At 69.3% G+C, this 11,646-nt stretch carries 11 protein-coding genes; 2 read left to right on the forward strand and 9 right to left on the reverse strand.

All coding sequences use genetic code 11. From position 1 onward, the window contains the following. Positions 1–119: 119 nt before the first annotated feature. Positions 120–659 carry a thioesterase family protein gene (locus ACFQPS_RS09610; protein WP_377358484.1) on the reverse strand — a complete coding sequence of 180 codons (540 nt, stop codon included), beginning with the start codon at positions 657–659 and terminating at the stop codon, positions 120–122. A 143-nt stretch (positions 660–802) separates the two neighbouring features. Between ACFQPS_RS09610 and ACFQPS_RS09615 the strand changes: the two genes are divergently transcribed. Next, on the forward strand, positions 803–1,387 hold the full coding sequence (locus ACFQPS_RS09615; protein WP_377358485.1) for a thymidine kinase: 585 nt from the start codon (positions 803–805) through the stop codon (positions 1,385–1,387). Positions 1,388–1,413: 26 nt separating this feature from the next. On the opposite strand, the gene ACFQPS_RS20445 is transcribed toward ACFQPS_RS09615, so the two are convergent. The 6 genes from ACFQPS_RS20445 to ACFQPS_RS09640 all read right to left on the reverse strand — a co-directional run bounded on the left by ACFQPS_RS20445 (position 1,414) and on the right by ACFQPS_RS09640 (position 8,073). After that, positions 1,414–1,677 carry a ParE family toxin-like protein gene (locus ACFQPS_RS20445; protein ID WP_465269617.1) on the reverse strand — a complete coding sequence of 88 codons (264 nt, stop codon included), beginning with the start codon at positions 1,675–1,677 and terminating at the stop codon, positions 1,414–1,416. Then, positions 1,674–1,901: a hypothetical protein gene (locus tag ACFQPS_RS09620; RefSeq protein ID WP_377358486.1), complete on the reverse strand. Its 228-nt coding sequence runs from the start codon at positions 1,899–1,901 to the stop codon at positions 1,674–1,676. Before ACFQPS_RS09620 ends, ACFQPS_RS20445 begins: the two co-directional genes overlap by 4 nt. 106 nt (positions 1,902–2,007) lie before the next feature. After that, positions 2,008–3,801 carry an acyl-CoA dehydrogenase C-terminal domain-containing protein gene (locus ACFQPS_RS09625; protein WP_377358488.1) on the reverse strand — a complete coding sequence of 598 codons (1,794 nt, stop codon included), beginning with the start codon at positions 3,799–3,801 and terminating at the stop codon, positions 2,008–2,010. Positions 3,802–3,956: 155 nt separating this feature from the next. After that, positions 3,957–6,302 (reverse strand): 3-hydroxyacyl-CoA dehydrogenase/enoyl-CoA hydratase family protein, encoded by a 2,346-nt coding sequence (locus ACFQPS_RS09630; RefSeq protein WP_377358489.1) that lies wholly within the window; start codon positions 6,300–6,302, stop codon positions 3,957–3,959. Positions 6,303–6,355: 53 nt separating this feature from the next. Then, positions 6,356–7,492 (reverse strand): thiolase family protein, encoded by a 1,137-nt coding sequence (locus ACFQPS_RS09635; RefSeq protein ID WP_377358490.1) that lies wholly within the window; start codon positions 7,490–7,492, stop codon positions 6,356–6,358. 143 nt (positions 7,493–7,635) lie between these two features. After that, positions 7,636–8,073: a MerR family transcriptional regulator gene (locus ACFQPS_RS09640; RefSeq protein WP_377358491.1), complete on the reverse strand. Its 438-nt coding sequence runs from the start codon at positions 8,071–8,073 to the stop codon at positions 7,636–7,638. A 254-nt stretch (positions 8,074–8,327) separates the two neighbouring features. Between ACFQPS_RS09640 and ACFQPS_RS09645 the strand changes: the two genes are divergently transcribed. Beyond that, positions 8,328–8,696: a VOC family protein gene (locus tag ACFQPS_RS09645; protein ID WP_377358493.1), complete on the forward strand. Its 369-nt coding sequence runs from the start codon at positions 8,328–8,330 to the stop codon at positions 8,694–8,696. 125 nt (positions 8,697–8,821) lie between these two features. On the opposite strand, the gene ACFQPS_RS09650 is transcribed toward ACFQPS_RS09645, so the two are convergent. Together ACFQPS_RS09650 and ACFQPS_RS09655 are read right to left on the reverse strand one after the other, a co-directional pair. Continuing rightward, the gene (locus ACFQPS_RS09650; RefSeq protein WP_377358495.1) at positions 8,822–10,408 is read right to left on the reverse strand and encodes a peptide MFS transporter; all 1,587 of its coding nucleotides are present in this window, start codon (positions 10,406–10,408) and stop codon (positions 8,822–8,824) included. A gap of 270 nt (positions 10,409–10,678) precedes the next feature. Next, positions 10,679–11,602: a ribokinase gene (locus tag ACFQPS_RS09655; protein ID WP_377358497.1), complete on the reverse strand. Its 924-nt coding sequence runs from the start codon at positions 11,600–11,602 to the stop codon at positions 10,679–10,681. Positions 11,603–11,646: the final 44 nt, after the last annotated feature.

The raw sequence follows: 11,646 nt of genomic DNA on the forward strand, positions 1-11,646 counted from the left end.
ACCGCCCCGGCAACCCGCCGCAGACCGTCCTTGTTTCCCGCCTGCCCCCTCTGCCCCGTTGACCGCCCGATCGGGCGGCGGACCGCGCCTCCGGTTCCGCCCCTCGGAGGGGGGCCGGGTCAGGTCGCGTGGGCGCGGGTGGACATCTCCTGTTCCGCCTGTTGCCAGGCGAGAATGCCCGGCGGCACCGGCGGCGAGTCGATATGGCCGCCGCCCAGCGCGTCGAGCACGGCGGCGGTGGGCACGGTGCGGCCGCCGGCCAGGAACAGGCCCTTGGTCATGGCCACCGCGTGGACCTCCCCGGCCAGATCCTCGAACACATGCTCGATGTAGAGCCACTTCTCGTCCCAGCAGATCACCTGGGTGCGGACGCGGAAGCGCTGGAACGGCGCCAGCGAGCGCCGGTAGCGGATGGTCGAGCTGCCCAGCACCGGCGCCCAGCGCCGCTTCAGCAGCACCCGCCAGATGCGGGTGCGGACGATCAGGTCCAGCCGGCCGATGTCCATCATCGCCAGATAGCGGCTGTTGGTCATGTGCAGGTTGGGGTCCAGGTCGGTGGGCCAGACCCGCAGCGTGACGACCGACGCCGCCAGCGGGTGGAGCGGGCGGCCCAGCAGGGCGGCGACCACCACCCGGAGCATGCGGAAGAGAAGGTTCATGGCGGCACCGGGGTCAGGTTGGCGCGGGGCTCGGTCGGCGCTGGGTCATGATTGGCACAGGGTCAGGGCCGGCCGACGGTGATGGTTGGCAGGGACGGCCCGGCCCTGATACCAAGCTGCCGTTCTGCCAGGGAGGGATCGGCGTGCGCTACGGTAAGCTTGAGGTGATCTGCGGCCCCATGTTCTCGGGCAAATCGACCGAAATCCTCAAGCGCGCCATCTGGTACACGCACGGGACCGGCACCCGGATCATGCTGCTGAAGCCCGCCTTCGACGTGCGCTACGCCCACGACCGGGTGGTGAACCACGACGGCATCGGCTTCGACGCCACGCCCATCACCCGCATGCCGGAGGTGCCGGACGACGTGAGCGCCGTCTTCATCGACGAGGCTCAGTTCTGCTGCGCCCCGCATTTCGAGGGCGATCTGGTGCAGTCGGTGCGGGCGCTGCTGGAGCGGGGCATCGACGTGGGCGTCAGCGGGCTGGACACGGACTGGCGCGGCCATCCCTTCCCCGTCACCGCCACCCTGGCCGGGATGGCCGACACGGTGATCAAGCTGCGCTCCCGCTGTGCCGTATGCGGGCACGAGGCGACCAAGAGCTTCAAGAAGCATGGCAACGACCGCACGCTCGAACTGGGTCAGGCCGACCTCTACGAGCCGCGCTGCAACCTGCACTGGCACGACCACAGCGGCCCCCGCAGCCGCGAACTGGCGCTGGACCTGTAGGGACGGACGGGGCTTCCGGTGGTCGCTCAGGAGAGCAGCCTGTCATAGTCCGCATGGGACCCGATCCAGAACCATGTGACCGTATCGCCGTCCACGACCCCCAGCGCCCGCCAGTGGATGCCTATGCGCACGGCATGGACGGCCGCGTCCACGTTGACACATTTGAAGTGCAGGCCCGGATGCCGCGGATTCTCCCGCCAGAGCCGATAGGCCCGAGCCGCGGTCCTCTTCACCTCGCGCGGGAGCCCCGCGTAACACGCCCAGAAGTCGACGGTCGTCTGCGACTTCATTCCCGGGGAGCGTCGGAAGGATCATAGGGGAGGACCTCCCCTTGGGCGATCCGCTGCCGTGCGCGGGCGGCCAGGGCGGCAAGCTTGTCCTGGGTGGCCTCGAACCGCGCCGCCCAGGCCCGCTCGGCCGCCGCCTGCTCCAGCATCGCGCTGGCGATGGCCTCCTGCGCGTCGTCCGGCAGGCGGGAGACTTCGGCGATGGCCTGGTCGAGGAGCTTGTTCATGCCACCATCCTAAGGCGAACCGGCCCGCCGTTCCAGCGGCACCCGGCCCCGGCGAACGTCGCCGGGGCAGGGGCCGGAGCCGGGGTCCTGTCGCGCCGGGAGGACGTCAGAACTGGGCGGCGTCCAGGTCCATCAGGGTCTTGCCGCCGGCCATCAGGCTCTTGAAGCGGAAGTCCACCTCCGGGAGCATCTTCTGCATGAAGAAGCGCGCGGTCTTGACCTTGCCGTCCAGGAAGGCGCCGTTGGCCGTGTCGTCGTTGGCGGCCTTCTGCTGCGCCACCTTGACCATCTTCAGCCACATCCAGCCCACCGCCACGAGGCCGAAGATGCGCAGATAGTCGGTGGAAGCCGCCCCCGCCTCGTCCGGCTTCGCCATGCCCTTCTGCGCCACGACGGCGGTCGCCTGCTGGAGCTTGCCGAACGCCTTGAACAGCGGGCCGGCGAACTCGATCAGCGCCGGCTCGTCCATCGCCGCCGCAAGCTCCGCCTGCATCGGGTGGAAGAAGCGGCGCAGCAGCCGGCCCATGTTCTGCGGCATCTTGCGGCCGACCAGATCGAGCGCCTGGATGCCGTTCGCGCCCTCGTAGATCATGGCGATGCGGGCGTCGCGGACGAACTGCTCCATGCCCCATTCGCGGATGTAGCCGTGACCGCCGTACATCTGCTGCGAGGTCACCGCCGTCTCGAACCCGGCATCGGTGAAGTACGCCTTCACCACCGGGGTCAGCAGCGCGACGAAGTCCTCGGCCTCCTGCCGGACCTTGGGGTCGGGGTGCTTCTCGTAGACGTCGATCATCATGCCGACCCAGTAGCCGAGCGCGCGGGCGCCCTCGATGAAGGCCTTGGCCGTCATCAGGTTCTTGCGCACGTCCGGATGCACGATGATCGGGTCGGCCGGCTGCTCCGGTGCCTTGGTGCCGCCGAGCGAGCGGCCCTGGAGCCGGTCCTTGGCATAGGCGACGGCGTTCTGGTAGGCGACGGTGGCGACGCCCAGCCCCTGCATGCCCACGCCCAGGCGCGCCGCGTTCATCATGGTGAACATGGCGCGCATGCCCTTGTGCGGCTCGCCCACCAGCCAGCCGGTGGCCTCGTCGAAGTTCATGACGCAGGTGGCCGAGGCCTTGATGCCCATCTTGTGCTCGACCGCCCCGCACATCACGCCGTTGCGCGGGCCGGGCCGGTTGTCCTCCGTCGGCAGGAACTTCGGCACGATGAAGAGGGAGATGCCCTTCGTGCCCGCCGGCGCGTCCGGCAGCTTCGCCAGCACCAGATGGATGATGTTCTGCGTCAGGTCGTGCTCGCCGGCGGAGATGAAGATCTTGGTGCCGGTGATGCGGTAGCTGCCGTCGTCGGCCGGCACGGCCTTGGTCTTGATCAGGCCCAGGTCGGTGCCGCAGTGCGGCTCGGTCAGGCACATGGTGCCGGACCACTCGCCCGCGATCATCTTCGGCAGGTAGCGCCGCTTCAGCTCATCGCTGGCATGCACCTTGATGGCGTTGATGGCGCCGTGGGTCAGGCCGGGATACATGCTGAACGACATGTTCGCCGCGTTCATCAGCTCTTCCATCACGAAGCTGACGGTGTGCGGCAGGCCCTGCCCGCCATACTCGGGATCGGCCGAGAGGCCCTGCCAGCCGCCCTCGACATACCTGTCGTAGGCTTCCTTGAAGCCCTTGGGCGTGCGCACGACGCCGTTCTCGTAGGTGCAGCCCTCCTCGTCGCCGGAGCGGTTCAGCGGTTGCAGCTCGTTCTCGCAGAGCTTCGCCGCCTCCTCCAGGATCGTCATGACAAGGTCGGGGGTGGCGTCCTCGTAGCCGGGCAGCCTGGCGATCTGCCCGACGTCCAGCACGTCGTTCAGGACGAAGCCGATATCCTCGAGCGGGGCCTTGTAGATGGGCATGGGCGTTTCCTCTCTCGCATCCCGCCTCCCCTCCCCCGCCGCACCGGCACCGGCGTCCCCTGGACGGTCCGGATTCGGGGCGGCGGGCGAGACGAGGCCCGTTGGTGTCGATCAGGGCCGGGGTCGGGGTGCAGCACCCCGGCCCCGGTGTTGTTCTAGTTCCGCAGCGGCTTGCCGGTTTCCAGCATGTGCTCGATCCGGTCGATCGTCTGCGTCGTCTTCACCAGCCCGATGAAGGCGTCCCGCTCCAGGGCGAGCAGGTCGTCCTCCGTCACCGGCTTCGTGATGTCGGTGTTGCCGCCCGACAGGATGAAGGCCAGCGCCTTGGACACGGTGATGTCGTGCGGCGTGGCCTTGCCCTGGAGGGCGAAGCCTTCCACCGCCATCTCCAGCGCCATCTTCGCCGACGGGCCGGGCAGGCGGATCTCCACCGGCTGCGGCGGCTCGTAGGCGGCGGCCATCTCCAGCGCCTTCTTCTTGGCGTCGGCCAGCAGGCGGTAGCGGTTGAAGGTGATGCCGTCGGTCGGGCGGAGGAACAGCAGCTCCTTCGCCTCGAAGGCCGACTTCGCCACCTTCGCCGTGCTGATGGTCTCGAACACCTGGGCGATCGGCGGCATCGGGCCGCCGGGGCGCTTCTTGTTGACCGTGGCGCGGGTCAGCAGCTCCTTGCAGCCGCCCCAGCCGGGGATCAGGCCGACGCCGACCTCGACGAGGCCGATGTAGCTCTCGGCGTGCGCCTGCACGGCCGAGCAGTGCAGCAGGATCTCGCAGCCGCCGCCCAGCGCCATGCCCGAGGGCGCACCGACCGTCGGGAAGGGCGCGTACTTCAGCGCCTTGTAGGTCGCCTGCCCTTCCGCCGTGCCGGCCTCGATCTGCGGCCACAGCCCGATGTTCACGGCGAACATGGCGAGGCCGAGATTGGCGCCGACGGAGAAGTTGTCGGATTCGTTGTGGATGACCAGCGCCTTGAACGGACCCGCCTTGCCGTCGCCGATCGTCTCGATGGCCTTGCGGATCATGGCCATGATGTCGGGGTCGAGCGCGTTCATCTTGGAGGTGAACTCCAGGCAGAGCACGCCGTCGCCGATGTCCCAGAGGGCGGCGGAGCCGTTCTTCGCCACGGGCTTCGAGGCCCGCTTCACGTCGGACAGCAGCAGCACGCCGTCGGGGCGCTTCACGTCGCGGTAGTCGCCGTCCACGCCGAGGAACTGGAGCTTCCCGTTCTCCACCCGGTAGAAGGGACGCCCGGCGGCGACCGCCAGCAGCTCGGGCACGCGCTTGCCCTCGGCCGCCAGCTTCTCCGCGAACCAGCCCGTGCCGAGCTGGTCGATCATCTCGAACGGGCCCCACTTCCAGTTGTAGCCCAGGCGCATCGCCTCATCGACCTCGACCACCGTGTCGGCGATCTGCGGCACCAGGTCGGCGGCGTAGGTCAGAGCCTGCGACAGCACCCGCCAGGCGTAGCGGCCGCCCTTGTCGGGATGCTCGACCAGGGCGCGCAGGCCCTTCACGCCGGCGCTCTCCAGCCCGGCGCGCTGCTGCGGCCGGTACTGGCCCGTGCCCAGGTCCAGCGCCTCGCGGCTGCGCTTGCCGCCGGGCAGCTTCTGCTGACGGTAGAAGCCGCCCTTGCCCTTCCGGCCCGTATAGCCCTCGGCGATCATGCGCTCGATCACCGGGCTGGTGCGGAAGATGCGGCGGTAGTCGTCGTCCGCCGGCAGGGTCGCCAGCAGCGACTTGGCGATCAGCGGCATCAGGTCCAGCCCGACAAGGTCGATCAGGCCGAAGGTGCCGGTCTTGGGCAGGCCCATGGGCCGACCGGAGATGGCGTCCGCCTCCTCCACCGTCAGGCCGCCGTCGATCGCCTCGTTCACCGCCGCCTGCATGAAGTAGGTGCCGATGCGGTTGGCGATGAAGCCCGGCGTGTCCTTGCAGGTGACCACACCCTTGCCCAGCGCCACGTCGCAGAAGCGGGCCACCGCCTCCACCGCGTCGGCGCGGGTGCGCTCGCCCTTCACGATCTCCAGCAGCCGCATGTAGCGCGGCGGGTTGAAGAAGTGGGTGATCAGGAAGTCCTGGGCGAACTGCTCGCTCTGGCCGTCCAGCAGGATGCGCAGCGGGATGGTGGAGGTGTTGGAGCTGACGACCGAGCCGGGCTTCCGCACGGCGTCCAGCTTGCGGTAGAGGTCGGACTTGATCGCCGGGTTCTCGACGATGGCCTCGACGATCCAGTCCACCCCGGCCAGCTTGTCGAGGTCGTCCTCAAGATTGCCGGGGGTGATGAGGCCGGCGGCCTTGCGGTGCATGAAGGGGGCCGGGTCGGTCTTCAGCATCTTCTCGACCGCCGTGCGGGCGACGACCGAACGGTCGTTGCCCTGGCCGTCCTTGACGGCCTGCGGGACGATGTCGAGCAGGAAGACGGGGATGCCGGCATTGGCGATGTGGGCGGCGATGCCGCTGCCCATGACGCCGGCGCCGATCACGGCGGCGCTGCGGATTTCCATGGTTCTTTCCTCCCTAGGGGGAAGGACGCAGGGGTGCCTGCGGCCGTCGCGTCTCAGACCGCCTCGAGGACGGTGGCGATGCCCTGACCGCCGCCGATGCACTGCGTGGCGACGGCGAGCTGCTTGCCCTCCCGCTGAAGCAGGCTGGCCGCCTTGCCGGTGATGCGCGCGCCGGTGGCGCCCAGCGGATGGCCCAGCGCGATGGCGCCGCCGTCCAGGTTGCAGCGGGCGAGATCCATGCCCAGCTCGCGCGCCACGGTCATGGACTGCACGGCGAACGCCTCGTTGCTCTCCCACAGGTCGATGTGCTTCACCTCCAGCCCGGCGCGCTTCAGCGCCTTGCGGGTGGCCGGCACCGGCCCGTAGCCCATGATCGTCGGATCGCAGCCGGAGACGGCGATGGCGCGGATCTTGGCCAGCGGCTTCAGGCCGTGGGCGCGGGCATATTCCTCGCTGCACACCAGCGTGGCCGAGGCGCCGTCGGTCAGCGGCGAGGAGGTGCCGGCGGTCACCGAGCCCTCGGCGTCGAAGGCGGGCTTCAGCCCGGCCAGACCCTCGGCGGAGGTGTCGGGGCGGATGCAGCCGTCCTGGTCCACCAGCTTGCCGTTGGCCTGGATCGGCACGATCTCGTCCTTGAACCGGCCGGCCTCGCGGGCGGCGGCGGCCTTGCGGTGGCTCTCCACCGCGAAGGCCTCCTGCTCGGCGCGGGTGATCTGGAACTTGCGGGCCAGATTCTCGGCGGTGATGCCCATGGCCATGTAGGCGCCGGGCTCGACCTCGGCCAGCTTCGGGTTCGGCATCGGGTTGAAGCCCATCATGGGCACCCGGGTCATGCTCTCCACCCCGGCGGCGATGAAGACGTCGCCCGCGCCCATCTGGATGGCGCCGGCGGCCATGTGGATCGACTGCATGGAGGAGCCGCAGAAGCGGTTCACCGTGGTGCCGGCGACGGAGCGCGGCAGGCCGGCCAGCATCGCCACCAGCTTGGCCATGTTGAAGCCCTGCTCGCCCTCGGGGAAGGCGCAGCCCAGGATCAGGTCCTCGATCTCCTCGGCGGGGACGCCGGAGCGCTCCACCAGCGCCTTGATCACGGTGGCGGCCAGATCGTCGGGCCGCACCTTGGTCAGCTCACCCTTGTTGGCCAGATGGAAGGGGGACCGGGCGTATCCGGCAATCACGACGGTCTTCATGGTATCTGCGCTCCTCGCCTTATGAGTTCGTGGTCCTGAGGGGATAGGGTCACGTTGTTTCCGGCAGTCCGAAGGTCACGGCTGTCCGGTATTTGAGGGTGTCCGGTCTTCTGCCCGGCTTTCCCTGGCATGTGGGTGGCCGATCATTCCTCATCCAGGGCGACACCTTGATGACGGAAATGTTCGACGATCTGGCGGTCGATCTCGCGCAGCTCCCGCAGGGTCTGCTGCACGTCCGTGAGCTGCTGCTCAAGCTGCGCGATCCGCTTGGCGCCGATCCGGCGGGCGTAGCGCATCTGCTCGATCTGGCGCTCGTCCTGGTCGTAGAGGTCGATGAAATCCTTGATCTCGCCGATCGAGAAACCGAGCCGCTTGCCGCGGCAGATCAGCATCAGCCGGGCGCGGTCGCGGTGGCTGTAGACGCGGTTCTGCCCCTCGCGGGCGGGCGAGAGCAGCCCCTCATCCTCATAGAAGCGCAGGGTGCGCAGGGTCAGGCCGAATTCCTCGGCCAGCTCGCCGATCGTGTAGGTGCGCTCACCGCGCGGCCCCGCCGCCCGGGATGTCTCCAGGCTGTCCGGCACGCCTTGTCTCCTCCCTGCCGGTCATCGACGCGTCCCGGACAGCTTCGGTGCGCCCGGTTTACGTTTACGTAAAGGTAAGTAAGGCTACCCGGTGTGTCAAGCGGCCGCGGGCCGGCGACAGCCCAGGGGGAAGCGGCTTGGCGGGCAAAGAATGTTCATGTATTGTTCTGCACACCACCCCAGCCCGAGCCTGGTCCGGGGTGGAACGGAGGCCACCGCCCCGATCCCCGGGGCGGAAACCGAGGGAGGACCGCATGATCGGTTACGTCACCCTGGGCACCAACGATCTGGAGCGGGGCGCGAAGTTCTACGACGCCATCGCCGCGGCGATGGGCGTGGGCCGCATGATGGAGATGGAGCGCGGCATCGCCTGGGCGGTGCCCGGCGGGGGCGCCGGGGTCGGGCTGATGAAGCCCTTCGACGGCAAGCCGGCCACGGTGGGCAACGGCGTCATGGTGGCGCTGGAGGCCAAGAACCGGGAGCAGGTGGACACGCTCTACCGGATCGCGCTGGAGAACGGCGGCTCCTGCGAGGGGCCCCCGGGCCTGCGCGGCGAGAGCTTCTACGCCGCCTATTTCCGCGATCCCGACGGCAACAAGCTGAACGCCTTCGTCATGGGCTGACCCGGCCCGGGCGGAACCGGGTGGAAAAGGACAGGGCCGCCGGAACGATCCGGCGGCCCTGATCCCGCATCACGCTGCGCCCGCGTCCGGTACGGCCCGGCCGCGGGCACCGGCCCGGCGGCGTCCTATTCCGCCGCGGCGGGCCTGGGCTTGCCGCTGGTGTGCATGTCCGGCGCGTCGGTGTGCATCATCCGCTTCAGGAACGGCGAGGCGACCAGCAGGACAAGGCCGATCACGCCGGCGCCGATGAACAGGTCCTGGAACACGCCGGCATAGATCCAGAGGCTCTCGGTCGGCGCGACCTCGACGCCGCCGCCCTCCTGCACGCTCATCAGCGAGGCGACGATGCCGGCCAGATAGTGCGCCATGGCGGACGACAGGAACCAGACGCCCATCATCATCGCCGTGACCCGGGCGACGGACAGGCGGGAGACCATGGACAGCCCCACCGGCGACAGACACAGCTCGCCCGTCGTGTGCAGCAGGTAGCCGAGCCCCAGCCAGAACATCGCCGTCTGCCCGTCCTCACCGGCGAGGGAGGCACCCAGCACCAGCGCGCCGAAGCCGAGACCCACCTGGATGATGGCAAGGGCGAACTTCACCGGGGTGTTCGGCTCCAGCCCGCGCCGCGCCAGCGTCACCCAGAGCCAGGAGAAGACCGGCCCCAGCATCACGATGAACAGCGGGTTGAAGGACTGCACCGTCGAGGCCGGGACGATGAAGCCCAGCACCTCGCGGTCGGTGTTGCGGTCGGCGAACAGGGTCAGCGAGGTGCCGGCCTGCTCGAACAGGGTCCAGAACACGACGGAAGCGGCCGTCAGGATCAGCACGACCAGCATGCGGTCACGCTCGGTCGGCGTGCATTTGGCGAGGCTGAACCAGACAAGGCCCACCACCACCGCGGCGGTGAAGGCGATCAGCAGCAGGCCCACGGCCTCGTGGAACTGCACGAGCTGCCAGTTGACCACCACGGCGACCAGCGCGCCCAGATAGATCAGCCATTCCTTCGAGAGCCCGGCGAAGACCGGCCGGCGCAGATCCTCGGGCATCGGCGGCTCGGCATTGCGGTAGAGCGGCGTGCCGCGGGCGAAGACGATGGCGCCGGCGATCATGCCCAGGCCGGCCAGGCCGAAGCCGTAGGCCCAGCCGAACGTCTCGCCCAGATAACCGCAGGCGATGGTCGAGACGAGCGACCCCATGTTCACGCCCATGTAGAAGATCGTGTAGCCCGGGTCGCGGCGGGGATCGTCCTTGTCGACATAGAGCTTGCCGACCATGGTGGAGATGTTCGACTTCAGGAAGCCGACACCGACGATGATGAAGGCCAGCGCCAGGAACATGACCTGGTCATAGAAGGCCTCGCGGACCACGACCCCGTTCACGACCTCGGCGGCCGGGCCCTCGATCGCCATGGTGACATGGCCGCAGACGAGCAGGATCGCCCCCAGCATCACTGCCTTGCGGTTGCCCAGATAGCGGTCGGCGATCATGCCGCCGATCACCGGCATCGCGTAGTTCAGGCTGGCGTAGCTGGCGTAGATGAGGCTTGCCGTGCCGTCGCTGTAGAGGAAGTGCTTGACCAGATAGAGCGTCAGCAGGGCACGCATGCCGTAATAGCTGAAACGCTCCCACATCTCGGCGAAGAACAGCGGGGCAAGCCCCCGCGGATGTCCGAAGAACCCGGTTTCGGGGTCGGATGAGATCACTGCCATTGTCGCCTGCATTCCCTGTCCGGAAGGTGGCGCGCCTATAGCATGATCGCCGCGCAGGGCGGAAGATCGCTTGAACGGTCCGGGACAGTCGGCAGAGGGGCCTTTCCTTCCGCGCGGACGCGGGAGGATATGCCTTTCCACACAGGATGATGGGCGGAGACTGGCGGACCCGCGCCGGTCCATTTGCCGGACCGGCGCGACATCGTTACCCGCGGGAGCCCGCGACAGGCCCCGCGGGGCCGAGCCGGCGGGCGGAAGAGGCCGGCGGGATCAGGCCGCGGCGAACGCCGCCGCCACCTCTTCCGTCGTCGGCATGGCGGTGCCGGTGCCGACGCGGGTGACGGCGATGCTGGCCGCCACGTTGGCATAGCGCATGGCATCGGGCAGCGCGTCCCCCGCCGCCAGCCGGGCGGCCAGCGCGCCGACGAAGCAGTCGCCGGCGCCGGTGGTGTCCACCGCCTTCACCGGCCGGCCGGGCACCAGCACCTCCCCGCCCGCCGCCACGGCCACCGCGCCGCGGGCGCCCAGCGTGGCGACGACGGTCTGGCCATCGCGGCGGAGCAGCCGGCGGGCGGCGTCCGCCACCTGCGCCACGGGCGCGTCGGCGGCGACCGAGGTGCCGGCGAAGTGGCCCAGCTCCGTCTCGTTCACCACCAGGATGTCGGTGTCCAGCCAGAGGTCGGCCGGGGCGTCGTCCAGGGCCGGGGCGGCGTTCAGCACCGTGCGGGCGCCCGCGACGCGGCCGCGACGGAAGAAGGCGGCGATGGTGGCGCGCGGAATCTCGAACTGGCTGACCAGCACGTCGCCGGGCGCGATCGCCACCGCCGCCACGTCCTCGGGCGAGGTCTCGCCGTTCGCGGCGGGGATGACGACGATGTAGTTCTCCGCCGTGCCGTCCACGAAGATGATGGCGTTGGCCGTCGGCTGCGTCGCGCTGCGGACGATGCGGCCGGTGTCGATGCCCTTCTCCTGGAAGAACGCCACCACCTGATCGCCGAAGGCGTCGCGCCCCAGCCGCCCGACGAAGGCGACCTCGCCGCCGAGCTGCGCCGCCGCCACCGCCTGATTCAGGCCCTTGCCGCCGGGCATGAAGGCCACGGTGTCGCCGTTCACCGTCTCACCGGCGCGCGGGGCGCGCTTCATGGTGGACAGGATGTCGATGTTCATGCTGCCGGCGATGACGATGCGCGCCATGGGTTCCGCTCCCCGACCGTGTGGTTCTTCCGGCCCAACCGGAT

It is taken from the genome of Rhodocista pekingensis, from assembly GCF_042665545.1.
In the GTDB taxonomy this organism is placed as follows: domain Bacteria; phylum Pseudomonadota; class Alphaproteobacteria; order Azospirillales; family Azospirillaceae; genus Rhodocista; species Rhodocista pekingensis.